The 18423-nt window shown below is 64.9% G+C and carries 15 protein-coding genes and 1 pseudogene; 3 read left to right on the top strand and 13 right to left on the bottom strand.

The genetic code is table 11. From position 1 onward, the window contains the following. Positions 1–7: 7 nt before the first annotated feature. From Q5701_RS17505 to Q5701_RS17450, 12 genes and pseudogenes are all read right to left on the bottom strand, one after another. Positions 8–883 (bottom strand): annotated as a pseudogene (locus Q5701_RS17505) (NAD(P)/FAD-dependent oxidoreductase); the annotation flags it as partial. Further along, positions 880–2403 carry a class I adenylate-forming enzyme family protein gene (locus Q5701_RS17500; protein WP_306752263.1) on the bottom strand — a complete coding sequence of 508 codons (1524 nt, stop codon included), beginning with the start codon at positions 2401–2403 and terminating at the stop codon, positions 880–882. The pseudogene Q5701_RS17505 and the gene Q5701_RS17500, both read right to left, overlap by 4 nt. Further along, positions 2400–3236, bottom strand: a complete 837-nt coding sequence (locus Q5701_RS17495; protein ID WP_306752262.1) for an oxepin-CoA hydrolase, alternative type — start codon at positions 3234–3236, stop codon at positions 2400–2402. The genes Q5701_RS17500 and Q5701_RS17495 overlap by 4 nt, the downstream gene beginning before the upstream one ends. Continuing rightward, a complete protein-coding gene (locus Q5701_RS17490; RefSeq protein ID WP_306752261.1) occupies positions 3236–3658 on the bottom strand; it encodes a PaaI family thioesterase in 423 nt (140 codons plus the stop codon). The genes Q5701_RS17495 and Q5701_RS17490 overlap by 1 nt, the downstream gene beginning before the upstream one ends. Beyond that, positions 3655–4653 carry an acyl-CoA dehydrogenase family protein gene (locus tag Q5701_RS17485; protein ID WP_167623850.1) on the bottom strand — a complete coding sequence of 333 codons (999 nt, stop codon included), beginning with the start codon at positions 4651–4653 and terminating at the stop codon, positions 3655–3657. The genes Q5701_RS17490 and Q5701_RS17485 overlap by 4 nt, the downstream gene beginning before the upstream one ends. 13 nt (positions 4654–4666) lie before the next feature. Beyond that, positions 4667–5863: an acyl-CoA dehydrogenase family protein gene (locus Q5701_RS17480; protein WP_306752260.1), complete on the bottom strand. Its 1197-nt coding sequence runs from the start codon at positions 5861–5863 to the stop codon at positions 4667–4669. Between the two features lie 11 nt (positions 5864–5874). After that, on the bottom strand, positions 5875–7050 hold the full coding sequence (locus Q5701_RS17475; RefSeq protein WP_306752259.1) for an acetyl-CoA C-acyltransferase: 1176 nt from the start codon (positions 7048–7050) through the stop codon (positions 5875–5877). After that, a complete protein-coding gene (locus Q5701_RS17470) occupies positions 7047–9161 on the bottom strand; it encodes a 3-hydroxyacyl-CoA dehydrogenase NAD-binding domain-containing protein (RefSeq protein WP_373568666.1) in 2115 nt (704 codons plus the stop codon). Before Q5701_RS17470 ends, Q5701_RS17475 begins: the two co-directional genes overlap by 4 nt. Before the next feature lie 2 nt (positions 9162–9163). Further along, positions 9164–9964, bottom strand: a complete 801-nt coding sequence (locus tag Q5701_RS17465) for an IclR family transcriptional regulator (RefSeq protein ID WP_167623854.1) — start codon at positions 9962–9964, stop codon at positions 9164–9166. A 6-nt stretch (positions 9965–9970) separates the two neighbouring features. Continuing rightward, positions 9971–11308, bottom strand: coding sequence for a TRAP transporter large permease (locus Q5701_RS17460; protein ID WP_306752257.1), 1338 nt, complete (start codon positions 11306–11308; stop codon positions 9971–9973). Position 11309: 1 nt separating this feature from the next. After that, positions 11310–11822: a TRAP transporter small permease gene (locus Q5701_RS17455; protein ID WP_306752256.1), complete on the bottom strand. Its 513-nt coding sequence runs from the start codon at positions 11820–11822 to the stop codon at positions 11310–11312. A gap of 136 nt (positions 11823–11958) precedes the next feature. Beyond that, the gene (locus Q5701_RS17450) at positions 11959–12960 is read right to left on the bottom strand and encodes a C4-dicarboxylate TRAP transporter substrate-binding protein (RefSeq protein WP_306752255.1); all 1002 of its coding nucleotides are present in this window, start codon (positions 12958–12960) and stop codon (positions 11959–11961) included. A 289-nt stretch (positions 12961–13249) separates the two neighbouring features. Here Q5701_RS17450 and Q5701_RS17445 point away from each other — a divergent pair, with 289 nt between their 5' ends. Together Q5701_RS17445 and Q5701_RS17440 are read left to right on the top strand one after the other, a co-directional pair. Next, on the top strand, positions 13250–14641 hold the full coding sequence (locus Q5701_RS17445) for a hypothetical protein (RefSeq protein WP_306752254.1): 1392 nt from the start codon (positions 13250–13252) through the stop codon (positions 14639–14641). A gap of 404 nt (positions 14642–15045) precedes the next feature. Beyond that, positions 15046–16710, top strand: a complete 1665-nt coding sequence (locus tag Q5701_RS17440; RefSeq protein WP_306752253.1) for a hypothetical protein — start codon at positions 15046–15048, stop codon at positions 16708–16710. A gap of 232 nt (positions 16711–16942) precedes the next feature. Here the strand turns inward: Q5701_RS17440 and Q5701_RS17435 are convergent, their stop codons facing one another. After that, a complete protein-coding gene (locus Q5701_RS17435; protein ID WP_306752252.1) occupies positions 16943–17320 on the bottom strand; it encodes a hypothetical protein in 378 nt (125 codons plus the stop codon). Between the two features lie 171 nt (positions 17321–17491). Here Q5701_RS17435 and Q5701_RS17430 point away from each other — a divergent pair, with 171 nt between their 5' ends. After that, positions 17492–17884, top strand: coding sequence for a sugar transferase (locus Q5701_RS17430; RefSeq protein WP_306755435.1), 393 nt, complete (start codon positions 17492–17494; stop codon positions 17882–17884). The last annotated feature ends 539 nt before the right edge of the window (positions 17885–18423 follow it).

Raw genomic sequence — 18423 nt, 5'->3', positions numbered from 1 at the left:
CGGCCACCATCGGGTGGTGCTTGAAGCGCTGGAACTCCATGTAGGGATAGAGATACGGGTTCTCGTAGTTCAGGTGGACCACGAAGCCCACCATCACCAGGTTGTCCTCGTAGTGATAGATGAACGAGCCGCCGCCGGCGTTCTTGCCCAAGGGCCAGCCCATCGTGTGGACCACCCGGCCCTTCTGGAACTTCTCGGGGCTGACCTCCCAGATCTCCTTCATGCCCAGGCCGTATTTCTGCGGCTCGTGGCCGTCAGACAGGTTCAGGCGGTTGATGATCTCTTTCGCCAGCGACCCGCGCACGCCCTCGCCGATGAAGACATACTTGCCGTGCAATTCCATGCCGGGCTCGTAATGCGGGCCGGGGGTGCCGTCGGACTGCAGCCCCATCTCGCCCGCGACCACGCCACGCACGCGATCGGTGCCATCTTCGTTCCTGGCCCAGACGACCTGGCTGGCCGCCATGCCGGGGAAGATCTCGACGCCCAACTCCTCGGCCTGCTCGGCCAGCCAGCGGCACACGCTGCCCATCGAGACGATGTAATTGCCGTGGTTGTTCATCAGCCGCGGCATCGGCCAGTTGGGCACCCGCACCTGGCCCCCCTCGCCCAGCACATAGAAGTTGTCGTCGGTGACGGCGGTCCTGACCGGGGCGCCCTTCTCGCGCCAGTCGGGGATCAGCCGGTCCAGCCCCACCGGGTCCAGCACCGCCCCCGACAGGATATGGGCGCCGACCTCGGACCCCTTCTCCAGGACCACCACCGACAGGTCAGGATCGATCTGCTTGAGCCGGATCGCTGCGGACAAGCCCGAAGGCCCCGCCCCAACGATCACGACGTCATACTCCATCGACTCGCGGGCGGGATGATTGGTGTCGGTCATGGCTGCTCTTCTTTCCCGTTCAGAACGTCCTGAAACGTCTCGATCAGTTTCTGCTTGAGAATTTTCCCATTGGGCGAAGTCGGCAACGCAGTCGCCACGATGATGCGCGACGGGCGTTTGTAGGCTGACAGCCGTTCGGCGGCATGGGCGCGCAGCTCGGCCTCGCAAAGGCGGCTGGGATCGTCGGTCTGGCAAAAGGCCAGAACCTCTTCGTTACCGCCCTCGATCCGGCGGCCGATCACCGCAGTCTGGATGACGCGGGGATGATCGTTCAGGGCCGCCTCGACCTCGGGCGGATAGACGTTGAAGCCGCCCCGGATGATCAATTCTCGCGCGCGCCCCGCCACGTGCAGGTTGCCCGCCGAGTCCAGCCGGCCCAGATCGCCGGTGCACAGGAACCCCTCGGGGTCGAAGGCGGCGGCGGTGGCTTCCGGGTTGCGGAAATAGCCGGGCATGACATGCGGGCCGCGGGTCTGGATCTCGCCCACGCCGTCGGCGCCCACGTCGCGCAGGCGCAGATCCACCCCCGGCAGAGCGGGGCCGACGCTGACATCAGGCACGCCGATCGGGTTGGTGGTCAGCGTCACGCCCGCCGTCGTTTCAGTCAGGCCATAGCCGTTCTGCAGCGGCACACCATAGAAATCTTCCGCACGCCGCTTCCAGTCGGGATCGAGCGGCGCCGCCCCAGACGATACATAGCGAAGCCGACCCGGCGGCAGGCGGTCGATGCCGCGCGCGGCGGCCTCCTCCATGATCAGCGCGTGCATCTGCGGAACCGCCGGCAGCACGCTGACGCCCGCCTGCAGCGCGTCCACCACCGCTCCGGTCGAAAAACGCGGGAACAGCCACAGTTGCGCGCCCGCAGCCATCGACGCGATCATCATCGAGGTCAGTCCAAAGACATGCGTGATCGGCAGCGCGCCCAGGATCAGGTCGTCCGACGCCATTTCCCGCATGCGGGCCGAGGTCTGGCCCCCGAACAGCAGGTTCCCATGCGACAGCATCACCCCCTTGGGCGTGCCTGTGGAACCCGTCGTGTACAGGATCACCGCAACCTGCGCTGCATCCGGCGATACAGGTTCCGGCGTCGCCTCGGACCGGGTCGCACTGATCGCAACCATGCCAAGCGGGGTTTCCCACGGGGTGGCATCCGCCGCGTCTCCATGTGCCCACGCCTGGGGCGATACATTCGACAGATAGACTGTCAGACGCGGATCCGTGTGCTGGGCGATGCGCAGCAATTCCAGCCCGGTCATGCGCGCATTCACCGGGACCGCGACCGCATCCAGATGCGAGGCCGCCTGGATCATGCCGATCAGCGCTGCGCAGTTTTCGGCCACGATCAGCAGCCGGTCGCCCGCCCCTAGACCGCGGACCGCCAGGTCTCCGGCCAGTTGCAGGGTGATCCCTGCCAGTTGGGCATAGGTGAAGTTGCGACCGTCGTGGTCGCATAGCGCCGGAGCATTGGGCCGGGCGTCGGCCTGTGCCGCAAGCAGATGATGGATGCGCGTGGTGCTCATTGGTTGGTCTCCTCCTCCTGGACCCCGACCGGCCGACGGGGCGCGCCGCGTCCGAAGTCGGGCACGGTGCGGTCAAGCCGGGCCCTGATCCCGGCGGCGGCCTCGGGTGAGGCTAGGGCATCGGCCATCGCGTCCCGCTCGCGCTGCATCTGCGCGTCGAAATCGCCCGCATAGGCGTCGGCCAGCAGGCGCTTGATGGCGGCCTGTGCCCCGGCAGGGCCCCGTGCAAGGCGCGCGGCCAGCCGGGCGGCGTCGGCATGGGCCTGGCCCGGTGCGCACAGGTCGGTCACCACGCCCATCCCCGCCAGCACCGGGGCACCGACCGGATCCCCGGTCAGGCACAGGCGCGCGGCAAGCGACGCGGGAACCCGGCGTGCCAGCGATGCGGTCAGCCCCCCGTCCGGAACCAGCCCGACGCGGACATAGGCGGCGGCAAAGCTTGCGTCTTCGGCGGCCACCAGCAGGTCGCAGGCCAGCGCGATGGAAAAGCCAGCGCCTGCGGCTCCTCCTTCGACCGCGGCGATCACCGGACGGGAACAGGCACGGATGGCCCGAATGGTGGCGTGCAGATCCTCGATCCGCGTGCGGCGTTCTTCCCGGCTGAGTGCGGCGCGTTCGGCCAGGGCGTTGAGATCGCCCCCGGCGCAGAAATAGCCGCTCGCGCCGGTCAGCACGACCGCGCCAATACGGTCGTCCGCCGCTGCCTGATCCAGCGCCGCGCGCAGATCCGCATACATGGCGGGCGACAGGGCATTGCGGCGCTGCGGGTTGGACAGCGTGACCAGCATGTGATCGCCGCGGTCCTCGACCACGGCCCGGGCTTCGGCGGCCATCACGCGTCACCCGCCGTGGCGGGGACCCGCTTGAAGACGCCGCTGGCCGTCGCGATCAATGTGCCGTCCTCGTGGACCAGTTCGCCCGCCACGAACAGCAGGCTGCGCCCGCCGCCGACGATGCGGCCGGTCGCAGTCACCTCGCCCGGCCGGCCTGCGCTGACGAAGTCGATGTTCAGCGAAATCGTCAGGAACGGCCGTCGCCCGCTGTCGTCCAGCGTCAGGCTGGCGGTGGCGCCGCAGGCATTATCCAGCAGCATCGCCGCGATGCCCCCGTGCAGCACGCCGTGCCGGTTGGTGTGCCGATCGTCCACCACCAATCGGCAGCGGGCGCGCCTGTCGGGCTGGCCCACGTCCAACACATAGCCGACCAGACGCTGCGCGCCGGTTTCGGCGACGATGATGCCCGGCGCGTGGGTCATGCCGCGCAGATCGCGATGAAGCGTTCCAGGTGATGGTCGCTGTCGCCGAAGCGGGCGTCAGCGGCCAGCAGGCGGCGGGCCATCGGGGCCAGTTCGTATTCCTCGGTCATGCCAATGCCGCCATGAAGCTGGATCGTTTCCTCGGCCACCAGGCGCGCGGTGCGGCCCACCAGCGACTTGGTCGCGGCGACATGGCGGTCCCGGTCGGGGCCGTCCAGGTTTCCGGCCAGGTTCCAGACGGCGGAACGGGCCTGCTCGACTTCGGTCAGCAGGTCGGCCATGCGGTGCTGGATCGCTTGGAACGACCCGATAGCGCGGCCGAACTGCTTGCGGGTCTTGAGGTAGTCGGTCGTCAGATCGACCGCCTTCTCCATCACCCCCAGGGCATCTGCGCACACCGCCAGGATCGCGGCGGCCATCGGACGGTGCAGCAGATCCGCATCGCCAATGCGGCGGGCGGACACGTCCTTCAGCGACACCTCGGCCGCGCGGCCGCCGTCCATAAGGGCATAGCCGCGCAGGCTCAGGCCCTCAGCACCCGCCTCGACCACGTAAAGGCCATCGCTCGCCCGCACGATCAGATGCGTCGCGTCCTCGGCGCCCTGGACCACCGATTTCTCGCCGGTCAACCGGCCATTGGCGGCGGTCGTGGCAATCGTGCCCTCATATCGCTGGCCGGGTTCGTCAAGCGCGACGGCGATGCGGGCCTCGCCCCCAACGGCGGCCTCGGCCAGATCGTTCTCTCCGGCGGCTGACAAGATGCCCGCGCCCAGGACTACGCTGTCTATCAGCGGTGTGACAGCACCGGCGCGGCCCAGGGTGCGGAACACCATCAGGATGTCCGGCCCGGTGCCGCCGAAGCCGCCTGCGTCTTCCGTCATCAGCGCGGCGCCCGCGCCCAGTTCGAACAGGGCGCTCGCATCAGTGCTACGTTCCAGCGTCCGGGCCAGGCTGTCGCCCAGCATGGTCTGTTCATCGGTAAAGCCAAAGTCCATCAGCCGATCCCCTTCAGAGGCCCAGCAGGGATTTCGCGATGATCCCCCGCTGGATTTCGTTCGAGCCGCCATAGATCGACAGCTTGCGGTTGTTCAGATAGGCACGCGTGGCGCCCGCAGCCTCGGGCGGGCCGGGCGGCAGGTCGTCGTTCGCGCCCTCCAGACCCTCGGACGGGAAGGCCAAGGCCCAGGGACCAACGGCGCGGCGCGTCAGATCGTTGATCGCCTGTCGGATCTGGGTGCCCTTCAGCTTCAGCATCGAGCTTTCGGCGCCAGGCACCTGCCCCGCCGCGGCCTGGGCCAGCAGCCGCAGATTGGTCGTGGCCATCGCCATCAGGTCGATTTCGACCAGCGCAATCTGGGCGGCGAAAAGCGGGTTCTGCGACAGCGGCTTGCCGCCCGAGATCTGGCCGCGCGCGATGCGCTTCAGCGCGGCAAGGCCGGCGGTCGCAAAGCCCACGCCCGCGATATTGGTGCGTTCATGAGTCAACAGATACTTGGCGTATGTCCAGCCCTTGTTCTCCTCGCCCACCAGGTTTTCGGCAGGGACGCGGACGTCGTCGAAAAAGACTTCGTTCACCTCGGGGTTGCCGTCCAGCAGCACGATGGGCCGCACGGTGATGCCCGGCGATCTCAGGTCGACCAGCAGGAAGCTGATGCCTTCCTGCGCCTTGGCGGTCGGATCGGTCCTGACCAGGCAGAAGATCCAGTTGGCGTGCTGGCCCAGTGTGGTCCAGGTCTTCTGGCCGTTTACCACGTAATGATCGCCGTCACGCACCGCCGTGGCCTTGACCGAGGCCAGATCGGAACCGGAACCCGGCTCGGAATAGCCCTGGCACCACCAGTCCTGCCCGTCCAGGATACGCGGCAGGAAGCGGTCCTGCTGTTCCTTGCTGCCGAACTTTTGCAGGACCGGCCCCAGCATCGCAATGCCGAAGGGCAGGATGCGCGGCGCATGGGCAAGCGCGCTTTCCTCCTCGAAGATGTGGCGCTGGATCGCGGACCAGCCCGCGCCGCCAAAGCCACGCGGCCAATTGCCGGCCAGCCAGCCCTTTTCGTTCAGGACGGCGTGCCATTCCTCGATCTCGGCCTTGGTCAGTTCCTGGAACAGGCGGACCTTCTCGGACAGCCGCTGGGGCAGCCGGTCCTGCAGGAACTGGCGGACCTCGGCGCGGAAAGCCTGGTCCTGGGGGGAAAAGCTCATGTCCATGTCGCGTATCCTCAGAATATTTCGATCAGGCCGGCAGCACCTTGGCCGCCGCCTATGCACATGGTGACGACGCCCCATTTCGCGCCCCGCCGCCGCCCTTCCAGCAACAGGTGTCCGGCCGTCCGCGCGCCAGTCATGCCAAATGGGTGGCCGATCGCGATGGAACCGCCGTTGACGTTGTATTTCTCGGGGTCGATGCCAAGCCGGTCGCGGCAGTACAGCGCTTGGCTGGCGAAGGCCTCGTTCAGTTCCCACAGGTCGATGTCGGCTACGGTCAAACCGGCACGTTCCAGCAGGCGCGGCACGGCAAAGACCGGGCCGATCCCCATCTCGTCGGGCTCGCAACCTGCTACGGCGAAGCCGCGCAATGCGCCCAACGGCGTCAGACCCTCGCGCGCGGCCAGATCGCCGTCCATGACCATCAGCGCCGCCGCCCCGTCAGAAAGCTGCGATGCATTGCCTGCGGTGACGAACTTGTCCCCGCCCTTCACGGGCTTCAGCCCCGCCAACCCGTCAAGCGTGGTCGAGGGGCGGTTGCATTCGTCCGCCTCCAACGTGAACGCCTCGTGCCGGGTTTCTCCGCTAGCCTTATCGGTCACGGCGCGGGTCACCTGCATCGGCACAATCTCGTCCGCGAACAGCCCGGCCGTCTGTGCGGCCGCGATGCGCTGCTGGGACCGCAGCGCATATTCGTCCTGCGCCGCACGACTGACGCCATAGCGGGCGGCAACGTTGTCGGCCGTGTCGATCATCGGCAGATAGAGGTCAGGCTTGTGCGCTTCGATCCAGGCCTCGCGTGAATGGCGGGGCGGCGGCTGGACCAGGCTGATGGATTCAACCCCACCCGCCAGCACGGCCCGCGCGCCTTCCTGCCGGACCATATGCGCGGCCATGGCAAGCGCCTGGAGGCCGGAGGCGCAGAACCGGTTGACGGTGGTGCCCGCCACGCTGACCGGCAGGCTGGCGCGGATCACGATCTGGCGGGCGATGTTGCCGCCGGTGACGTATTCGGGATAGCCGCAACCCCAGATGCTGTCCTCGATCAGCGCAGGATCGATGCCCGCACGCTCGATCGCGGCGGCCGCGACATGGCCCCCCATCGTGGCCCCATGCGTCAGGTTAAGGCTGCCGCGCGCGGCCTTGCCAATGCCCGTGCGGGCGGTCGAGACGATGACTGCATCTGTCATGCTGCATCCTTTCCGGTCTTGGATTTGGCCAGCGTCCCGCCTTCGGCGGCAAGCCGCGCCAACAAAGGTGAGAGCTGCCAGAAATAGGGGTCTTCTGCGGCGTACCGCGCGATATCGGCGGCGATCCGGTCCAGCCCGGTCGCGTCCGCCCAATGCATCGGCCCGCCCTTCCACCGAGGAAAGCCATAGCCGTGCAGCAACACCACGTCGATATCGGACGCCCGCGCGGCGATGCCTTCTTCAAGGATCTTCGCGCCTTCATTCACCATGGCCGCCATGTAGCGGTCCTGGATCTCCTCGGTCGAGAAGTCGCGTGGGGTGATGCCCAGGCCGGTGCGGATGTCGGCCAGCATCCCGTCCATTTCCGGGTCGGGGCGGCCTTGTGGGCTGGCCTCGTCATAGATGTAATAACCGCGCCCGGACTTGCGCCCGAGACGGCTTGATTCCACCAGCCGGTCCGCAAAGACCGGCATGCGTTCGCGCGGATCACGCGTCGGCGCCTTGCGCTGCCGGGTGGCATAGCCGATGTCCAGCCCTGCCAGATCACCGACCTGATAGGGGCCCATCGGAAAGCCCAGGGCCACCACCGCCTGATCGACCTGATAGGGCGATGCGCCGTCCAACACCAGATGATCGGCCGCCGTGCGATAGGCCAGCATCATGCGGTTGCCGATAAAGCCGTCACAGACCCCGGACCGCACGCCGATCTTGCCCATCTTCCTGGCCAGGGCGAAGGCCGTCGCCGTCACATCGGGGGCGGTCTGGTCGGCCACCACGATCTCCAGCAGCCGCATGACATTGGCAGGCGAGAAGAAATGCAGGCCGATCACGTTCTGCGGCCGGGTCGTGGCGCCCGCGACCAGATTCACGTCCAGATAAGACGTGTTGGTGGCCAGCACCGCGCCAGGCCGGCAGATGCGGTCCAGCGTGCGGAACACCTCCTGCTTGACCTCAAGGCTTTCGAAGACGGCCTCGATCACCAGATCGACCTGGGCCAGAGGGTCATAGTACGAGACGGCGCGGAAAGCCTGCGACTGCATCCGGCTGGCGGCTTCCGCATCCAGCTTGCCGCGCTTGACCGCGCCCTCCAGCATCTTGCCGATACCCGCGGCGGCCTTGGCGGCAGAAGCCTCGTCGCGTTCCACCAGCGTGACGTCCAGTCCCGCCGTCAGGGCCGATGCAGCGATCCCCTGCCCCATCGTGCCGCCGCCGACGATACCAACGCGGCTGACGGACCGGGGGGCTGCGCCCGCCAGGTCGTCCTGCTGCGCCGCGCGGCGTTCCGCGAAGAAGGCATGGATCAGCGCCGCGCGTTCGGAGGTCTGCATCAGGTCCAGAAAGGCTTGGCGTTCCTGCGCCATGCCCTTTTCGAAAGGCAGGGTCAGGCCATTCACGATCGTGTCGAGGGCACGAAGGGGCGCGACCTGGCCGCGCGCGGATTTCGCAACCTTGGCGCGCCATGCGTCAATCATGTCTGCATCGACTTGGGGTGCAGGGATCTCGGACAGGCGGCGGTGGCCGACGCCATCGCTCAGCAGGCGGAGGGCGCCTGTCTCTCCGGCGGCGCGGGGATCGGTGTCTTCGGCAAGAGCGTCGATCAGCCCCAGTTCAAGCGCCTTGCGCGCATCAACCTGGCGGCCCGAGGTGATGAGGTCAATGGCGGCATCGGCCCCTACCAGGCGCGGCAAACGCTGCGTGCCGCCGGCGCCGGGCAGAAGGCCCAGCGTAACCTCGGGCAGGCCCATCCGCGTGCCCGGAAGCGCAACGCGGTAATGGGCGCCCAGGGCGACCTCCAACCCGCCGCCAAGGACGGTTCCGTGCAGCGCCGCGACGATGGGCTTTTCCGAAGCCTCGATCAGGGCGACGACATCCGGCAGGAAGGGGGTCACCGGAGGCTTTCCGAATTCCGAGATGTCGGCCCCTGCAATGAAGGTCCGCCCCGCGCAGGACAGCACGGCAATCTGCGCGTCGTTGTCCTGGCCGAGCTGCGCCATGGCCGCGGCCAGCCCCTGCCGCACCGCCGCCGAAAGGGCGTTGACGGGTGGATTATCGATGTCGATGAAGGCGATCTGGCCTTCCCGGCGATAGCGGACGGGGGAGTGATCGGTCATGGTCATGTCTCGCTTCGGGTAAGGTGGGGGGCCTGTCCGGTCATCCGCTCCAGGCTGCGCACAGCCTCGGCCAGCCTGGGACCGATTTCGGACTGCATGCGCTCGGCGGTGGCGTCAGGCGGCAGGGCGCCGCAGGTGAAGACCACCGGTTCGGCTAGGTTGCTGGTGCGGAAGGGCACCGACACGGCGTTGTAGGCGGCCGGGATGCCGCTGCCCGCGGGCGTGAAGACAAAGCCGTTCCGGGCCATCTCGGCACAGGACTGGGACCGCGTCGCCAGAAGATCGTCTAGCACCTGCCGGTCGGCCATCTGCTCGACCGCGATCCGGTCGATCTCCTCGGTGGTGGCCGCGGCGATGAAGGCCCGCGCTGACGAGAATGGCTGCAGGGAAATCCGCTGGCCGACCTCAAGCCAGATCGACGCAATGTAACGCGGCCGCCAAGTGCGGATCAGGACCAGCTTGTCGCCGTCGCGCACCGCCAGCACCACAAGGGTGCCGGTTTCCTCGGCCAGGCGCTGCATCAGGTCATGCGCCGGGATCAGGAACGAAAGCGACGTCGCCGCGACATGACCGACCGCCACCAGCGTCGGACCCGGCCGGAACCGGTCGTCGCGGGGCGACTGGACCAGATAGCCCAGATGCCCCAGCGTGAAGGTCAGCCGCGACACCGTGGATTTGGGCAGGCCGGTCCTCTGCGCGATCTCGGCATTGCTCAGGCCGTCGTCGCCCACGCGAAAGGCGCGCAGCACAGACAGGCCCCGGGCCAGGGTCGTCGCAAAGCGGGGATCATGCAGGTCGGTCATCGGGCCTCACAAGCCGTTGGGGATCATCGTCGATATTGCCGGGACCAGCACCAGGATGGCCAGCACAACGATGTCCATCGCCAGGAAACGCGACACGCCCGCGAAAATCGTGTCGACCTTGATGCTGCGGTCGGTCACGTTGCCGATGACGAAGACATTCAGGCCCACAGGCGGGGTGATCAGCCCGATCTCCAGCAGCTTGACGACGATGACGCCGAACCAGATCAGGTCCATGCCTAGGTTGTCCACCATCGGGATGACGAAGGGCAGCGTCAGCACAATGATGCCGACCGGGTCCAGGAACATCCCCAGGAACAGATACAGCACGCAGATCGCGGCCATCAGCATCAGCGGCGACAGCCCGGCATCGGCCACCCATTGCGACACCATCCCGGCGGCCCCGGTCAGAGCGACGAAGGACACGAAGATCTTGGCGCAGGCTGCGATCAGGAAGATAGCCGAGGTCTGCACAAGGCTTTCGCGGATCGCGGTCCACATCGACCGCAGCGTCAGGGTGCGCTCGAAAAAGCCGATCAGGATGGTCAGGACGACGCTGATCGCCGCAGCCTCGGTCGCGGTGAACAGGCCGCCATAGATGCCGCCAATGATCACAGCGAACAGCATCGCGGCGGGCCAGGCCGAAATCGCGGCCTTCAGGCGCGCGCCCTTGGGCAGCGGGTTCGGATCGACGGGGGCGGCGCTTGGGTCGCGCGTGGTCCACCAGATCACCACCAGGACATAGCCCGCCAGTGTCAGCAGCCCAGGCAGGATGCCCGCAAGAAACAGCTTGCTGATCGAAGTTTCCGTGAAGATGCCGTACAGGATGAACAGCACCGACGGCGGGATCAGCGATCCCAGCGTGCCCCCCGCCGCGACCGAGGCCGTGGCGAGCTTGGGGTCGTAGCCCAGGCGCAGCATCTCGGGGACGCAAATGCGGCCCATGGTCGAGGCGCAGGCGATCGAGGAGCCAGAGATCGCCGAAAAGCCGGCGCAGCCCATCAGCGACGCGACGCTGACGCCGCCCGGCACGCTGCGCAGCCAGACATTTGCAGCGTCATAGATGCGCGTCGTGATGCCGGTGTAATAGGCGATGTTGCCCAGGGCCACGAACAGCGGGATCATCGACAGGTCATAAGAATGGATCAGCTCGAAGAAGCTGTTCACGACCATCGACGAGGTCGGATTGATCGCGCGTTCCGGCACAAAGGAACCGCTACGGAAGGCATAGATCAGGAAGGTGCCAACGGTGGCCACGCCCGCCAGCACGAAGGCGATCGGCACGCGCAGGGCCAGCATGACGATGACCAGGCCGAAGGCGACAAGTCCGATGGTGGAAGCATCCATCTCAGACAGACTCCTCTGTGGTGTGGCTGGCTTCGGTGACGGTCCCCGTCCTGCGCAATTCGGCGATGTCGGTCAGCGCGACCAGCACAAGACGGATCACCATCACGACGAGGCCCAACAGGAACACCAGCTTCATGGGCCAACGGGGGATGCCCAGAAGCCCGTCGTAGAACTCCCCGGAAGTCCAAGATCCGGACAGGTTGCGCCAGCTGGCATAGATCAGCGGCAGCATTGCCAGCAGCGCCACAAACCATCCCAGGATGATCAGTCGGCCGCGGGCGCCGGGCGACATGCGGTCACTTATGAAGGTAACGGCGATATGGGCGCGGTTGGCCGTCGCGGCAGCAAGCGGAAAGACAATGGTCGGTATCATCAGCTCGCGCACGATGATCACGATGTCGGGCACCCCCCAGCCGAAGAACTGTCGGCCGATCACGTTCGCCGTGATGACCAGCGCCAAGGCCAAGGCCGAGACGACGGCGAATTCAAGCATGATGCGTTCAATGGCCTTCATGGCCGCACCTCCCTGGTTGGGGTACGTGACAAGGCTGTCCGGATTTGGGGAAAGTTCAAATCAGGCAGGATGCCGGGGACACAGGCGCGACAGGCATGCCGGCCAGGCCGCGTCCCCGATTGGTCAGGACAACCGGTCAGTTGGCCGGTGCCGCCCAGGGATAGCCCTGTTCGTCGCGCTGCTTGGTATATTCGGCAATTAGCACGGTGTATTCGTCGACCAGCGCGCGGCCATCCAGGCCGGCCGCGTCAGCACGCACGATCCATTCGTCGATATATTTCGTGCCCATGTCGACAAGCCGCGCGCGATCCTCGTCCGAGAGCTTCAGAACCGGGATCTGCTTGTCCTTCAGAATCTGGACCGACCGCTGGTTGGCGTCGGACAGGATACGGCCGAATTCGTCCGCCAGCCCTTCGCCCGCCGTCAGCAGAGCCTGCTGCTGTTCGGGGGGCAGCATGTCGAAGCTGTCCTTGTTCATCATGATGCCAAGGGCGCCGATCTGGCCGAAATCGATTTCGGTATAGCTGGTGAACACCTCGTCGAACTTCAGCGCCTCAACCAGATAGGGATAGGTCTGCGTGCAATCGATCAGGCCGGTATCAAGCCCCTGGTAGGCCTCGTAGACGGACATGTCGACAGGGGTCGCGCCCAGGTCATGGAACACCTTGCCATAGGCGCCGACGCCACGGATCTTGACGCCCTTGACGTCGTCCAGCGTCTCGATGGTCTTGCCCTTGCAACCGACCTGCACGGCCGAGGTGGTATAGGTGCCGATATAGACAAGGTTCTGCTGCGCCAGGTTTTCGCGGATCTGCTCGTTCTCGCGCATCAGCTTGTCGGTGGCCTTCATCCCCACCCAAGGATCGGGGTTCGGGATCGGAAGATCGGCCAAACCATAGGCGATCATATCCTGCGGAAAATAGACGCCAATGACCGAGCCCATGTCGGCCACGCCGTCACGCAGGGACTGGACCGCCGCCTTTTCCGAGAACAGCGCTCCGCCCCAATTCACGTCGATGGTCAGCTCGCCGTTGGTCTGCTCCGCGACCTGATCCACGAACCACTGGGTCGCTTCGGCACGGACGCCGCGGTTGGGTCCGGCCTCGCCATAGATCAGGGTGATCGCCCCAGCGGGCATGGCAGCCCCCAAAGCAAATCCAATCGTCAAACCTGCTGTCAGACAACGCATGTTGATTCTCCTCTCCTGTTCCATTCATTGACACACTGTTCCGAATAATGGAACACTATTGTGTCGGATACGGGATTTCTCCACCATGCAGGCGCTTGTGAAACAGGAAGAACGCCATGATGCCCTGCCTGCCTTTTATGAACTTGCGGCGTGCTGATCCCCACGCAAGGACCGCGGGTACGGCGGCGCTGCCCCACGGGTGGGGGTGCATCGCTTGACCGGCGGCCGACTGAGAACCGTGATCTCGCAAACCTGCATCATCATCGTAATCGCGGCGTCACTGGCGGGCATTTTTGTCAGCTCCCACATCATCGGGATTGCGGCCGGCATTGCCCTGGCGGTCTTTCTGGCCTTGTCATGGCGGCGGTTCACTGTTGCCACCTGGATCACCGTCAGTCTTTGCGCCGTGCTTCTTGCTTTAGCGCTGCTGCGCGGGATCGACCTGCACACGCTGTCCCGGGGCTTGGAACGTATGGCGTTCCTAGCGACGCTGCTGGCCCTGTTGGGGGCGTTGCGCGTGGTTGCCAGCGATGCGCCCGAGATTCTTCGCGCCGGTCGTTATCTGACTACGCGTCCGCCGGGGCGGCGCTATCTGGCAATGAACTTCGGCGGCCATGTCTTTGGGGTCCTGATCAACCTGGGCGGCATCGCCATCCTGCTGGAGATGACGCGCCGGTCGCTGGAGGAAACAAGTGGCCACCTGCCCGCCCACCTGCGCGAATGGCGTCTGCGCCGCATGACAACGGCGGTGCTGCGCGGATTTTCCTTAGCGCCTTTGTGGTCGCCCATCGGATTGGGTCTTAATGCGCTGCTTCTGGCAATGCCCGACCTGCGATACGGCGACGTGGCACCGGCGGGACTGGCCGCGGCCGTACTGTTCCTGGGCTGGGGCTGGTTCCTGGACTGGATAGGCGCGCCTCGCATTCCAGCCGGTCTGAAACCGGGTCCGAGCCCGCGAACTGCCGACTGGAGCGGCGTGGCGATCCTGGTCACCCATGTAGGATTGTTGGCAGGGCTTGTTTTCGTGATGCACGCCGGTACCGGATTGCAGTTCCAGCAGGCACTTCTAATCGCAGTGCCAGCCTATAGCCTGGCTTGGGCGGCATGGCTGGGCCACCGTGGCGGAACAGGGGCAATGACTCAGGCGCGACACGCCGCCACCGGGACGATCCGCCGCTTTCCGCTGGCTGCGGCCGAGATCGGCGTCTTCGCCTCGGCCGGCCTGCTGTCCGTCCTAGTGCTGGAACTACTGCCGATTGACCAAGTCCAGGCCGCAGTCGCCTTGATGATCGGAGCGCCCTGGCAGATGATCACTCTGCTGAACCTGTCCATGTTCGGGCTGGCGGCAGTGGGGATCAACCCTATCATTACAGCATCGGTGATGGGCAGCTTGGTAACGCAGCTTGACATCCCCGGCCTTAGCGATGCCGCCGCCGCGCTAAGCTTGGCTGGCACCTGGGGCTGCGTCATGGGCTTTACCCCCCTAATTACCACGGTGGTTTATGCCGGCGCCCTAATTGGACGCACGCCTTCTGTCATCGGGCTCCGTTGGAATGGGCTATACTGCCTGTCCTCACTGGCCCTGTGGACCGTTGGGGTGGGGATCGTGGTGGAACTAGCGATGTTATAATACATCGGCTCTGATGATGCGACCGCTCCCCTTTTTGTGGATCCTCGCAGACCCACCCTGGCACATCAGATGCCGTCGGGGGGCGGTCACATCATCAGAGCCTGGGTGTTGCTCTGCGGACCTAGCTGCCCTTGGCCACCGCAGCGAGAACGCCTTCGGTCGCCTAGAAAGCCAGCGGGCGTTGGAACCCGAGGCGGGCGGCGCGGCGACATTTTGCGCAATACGATCCTTCTAACCACGACTGTCACCTTTTGCGTTTGTTCTATGAGAAGGAGCCGTGGTTAACATATGTTTATGTCATCAAGCTGTGTTTCACGCGCGGCAAAATCGTCACTGGACAATTGCGCCAGCAATCGGCGCCTGAAGAGGGATAAGAAGAACCCATGTCTCAGAGTACAGGGTCCATGTCCTTTGATGGCGTGCCACAGCACCAGGTCCAGGTGGCACTCGATCGCCTTCTTGCCTCTCCCGACTTCCAGGCATCCGAACGCAACAAGCGGTTCCTGCGCTATGTGGTCGAGGAAACGCTGGCCGGTCGTGACGATCGCATTAAGGCCTACAGCATTGCCACGCTTGTCTTTGAACGCGGTGAGGATTTCGACACGATGAAGGATACCATTGTGCGGATCGAGGCCGGGCGGCTTCGGCGCGCGCTTGACATTTATTTTCTGAAGCATGACGACGCGGGCCTCCGGATCTCGATCCCGAAGGGAAGCTATGTGCCCAGCTTCCAATGCCAAGCTGCTTCCCTGCCACCTGCAGTCTGCCCGTCCACCGCCGCCGATCCGCCTGCCTCTAGGACAAGAGCGCTGCAGCAGGGCGCGCCCCGGATCTGGGTCGAACCCTTCGACCTGAACGGGGATACCGATGCCTACCCTCTGATCGCAGGCACGCTGGCCCGGCAAGTGATCGCCGCCCTGACCCGCTTCACCGAACTTTTCGTCTATGGCCTCGACACGTCTGAGCACGCTTGCCGGGCCGCTGCCTGCCCGGCAGGTGCCATGGGGCTGGAGATTGACTATCGGCTGTCCGGAGCGGTGACGATCACGAAGCAGAGTTTGATCGCCGAAATCCTGATGCGGCGCGAAGACGACGGGCGCTTCATCTGGGCGCAAAGCTTTGAGCGCGAGGTCGAGGGCGGCCGAGACCCCTCGCATATCGTCAGCCTGTGCGCCGAGATCGCGGGCCATGTGGCCCGGATCGTCGCGCTGCGGGACGGCATCGTGGATGGCCAGGCGCGGCTCCTGTCCGGAAGCGATCCGCGTCATTTCGCAGGATATCAGAAACTGCTGGATTTCCAGGACTACTGGCGCACGCTCGATGCGGCCCGCTTCGACCCAATCCGACGCGATCTGGAGGCGGCGATCGCGGCCGAGCCCGGTTTTTCCGCAGCTCATGCCTGCCTGTCCATGCTTTACACGAACGCCGCGCGCTTTGGCTACGATGTTGGGGACAGCTGTGCCGCGCCGCTGGAGCGCGCGCTTGATCTGGCGCGCAAAGCCATCCGGCTCGCCCCCAGCTCCAGCCATGCCTATCACGCACGCGCCCTGGCCGAATGGTTCCTGGGGCAGCGGGATGAATGCTTGCAGACCCTGAAAACCGCGCGCGCATTGAACCCCAACGATCCCGAACTGATGGCCGAGATGGGCTTTCGCCTGGCCGCGCGCATGGACTGGGAGAGCGGTGTTCCGCTGCTGGAGGAGGCCTATGCCAGAAGCCCGCTGTTGACCGGGCAGTACCGGATGGGCCTTTTCCTTTACCATTTTGCCCATGGACGGCACGAGCAGGCACTGGGCGAGCTTCGCGCCGTTGATGCCCCAGGGGTCGGCCATGTCCACCTTGCTGCCGCGGCCGCGCTGGCGGCACTGGGCCGGGACGACGAGGCGCACCGGCGTCTGGCGCGGGCCGAGCAGCTTGCGACGGGAGTCTTCGGGCGCCTGCAGGAAGATCTGGCTTTTAGCTCCTTCCATCCCGACCTGATCGCCGCGATGGCGCAGGCACTGAGCGGAGTGAACCGGGAATGGTCCGACCAAGCGCCTCCAGACCGCTGCGCAGGAGCAACTCGGTAATACTGTCCAGGCAATCTTGCTTGGGCTGCATACCGCTAGCGACCAGGGGCAGCTGCAAATTCGATGAACATCTAGCCAAGGCCGAGCGCAAGACCCGTGCCCGGCAATGGAAAGGCATCCATGATGTCGCTGCACCATCCTTGTCCTGGCCATGACATAGTGGGAGCCGACGACCAGGCAGATGCTCTACGTCACCGGCAACTCTCAGACCATTACCTGAACCCTGTTGCGATCAAGCCGGCAGATCGAACGCCTGCCCTTCCGCGCGAAGCTCATCAAGTGTCTTGCCCTGGCACGAGCCCGGCCGCTCGCCATCAATGCGCTCAGCGACACCGTTAAGCGTGATGACGCCCACCTGCTGCTCCTGAGTCATGTAGATGGCGCGTCCATCTGGTTGGAGCTGCGAAAAATAGTAAGCGCTCGTGATCTGCTTATATTCACAAAAAATGATATAGGGAAAATCCCGAAAGATAGGCTGTTCGGCCTGAGCGCGAAGCCCGGGAAGGCCAAGGCCGGCGATCCCTGTAAGGATGCCGATCAAGGCGACACGGCGGGGCAGTGAAATCCGGAGCATACTATATTTCTCCACAAGCTGTTGCTGATTGAACATCGTGTTCCAACGTTTCTGAGGGTGCGTTCAATTATGGAAGCGATCGGTTCCAAAAAGAACTTAACCTATTTCTCGGCCACCACGGGATCTGTCGCTCGATTTGCTGCAAATTGGACTTTGGACCGGTACCATCTCGATCAGCACCGGGCAGCCTAAGCACTTTTTCCCCAGCTGTGGAACGTCCTGATCGGTCACATGAGCCTGGTCGGTCCCCGTCCGATGCTTCCTGAACAGCAGGCCCTGTATCCAGGGTCCAGCTACTATGGACTGCGGTCGGGCCTCACCGGCTTGTGGCAGGTCTCGGAACGCAACCAGTCTACATTCGCATCCCGGGCCATGTACGACGATGACTACGATCGATCGATCAGCTTGCGCACGGATGCCCTGGTGATCTGGCGCACCGTCGGCGTGGTGGTGGGAGCGACTGGCCTGTGGCCATCCGCATCAGAAGCCTTGCTAGGGGCCCGGATCGGAACCATCGGACCCTGCAGACCGCATGTGGGCAGCGCTGCTCTTTGGAACGCAGGAGTTCGCGAACGATCTTCTGACGCATCTTCACCTTGATGAAACAGTGTTGTTCCCGCGCTGTCTTTGATTAAGCTGACAAGGAGACAGCATCGCGTCCCTTAGTCGGCTAACGGCATCTTCATTCGACCGCAACTCTCGCCGGGCATTGTTGAAGGGGTCGATTGGTCGCCCTGCCGTAAGCGGCAGAGTGCGGCGGCACCCCTGCCCCACTCGATGCTGCCTGGAGATCAAAAATGGTGTGCGACTGTGCAGCCGCTGGGGCTTTGCTTGATGCAGGGCAACAAAACGCCAATCTATAGCACATGCGGTTTCCTGCCGTGCTCGAGGGCCAATATTGGGCTCTAATGCAACTCTTTGCTAAGCCTCTCGCGGCAACATATTGCCTCAAAGTACCATCGATTTCGTTATGAAAGCTCAGGTGCCACGCAGGTTGGAGATGAGCAACTTCAGGTGAGCCGCTCTGATCTCAACATTGTGACGAAGCCTCAGACAGTTCTCTGGCGGCGAGCCATGGGAGCACCGGGATGCACCCTACTAGTCGGTTGAGGGCGAGTCGATGATGCCGGGTAACCTCA

This window comes from Paracoccus actinidiae (assembly GCF_030863885.1).
In the GTDB taxonomy this organism is placed as follows: domain Bacteria; phylum Pseudomonadota; class Alphaproteobacteria; order Rhodobacterales; family Rhodobacteraceae; genus Paracoccus; species Paracoccus everestensis.
The sequence above is the reverse complement of the archived record's forward strand: the minus strand, read 5'-3'. Positions and strand labels throughout refer to the sequence as shown.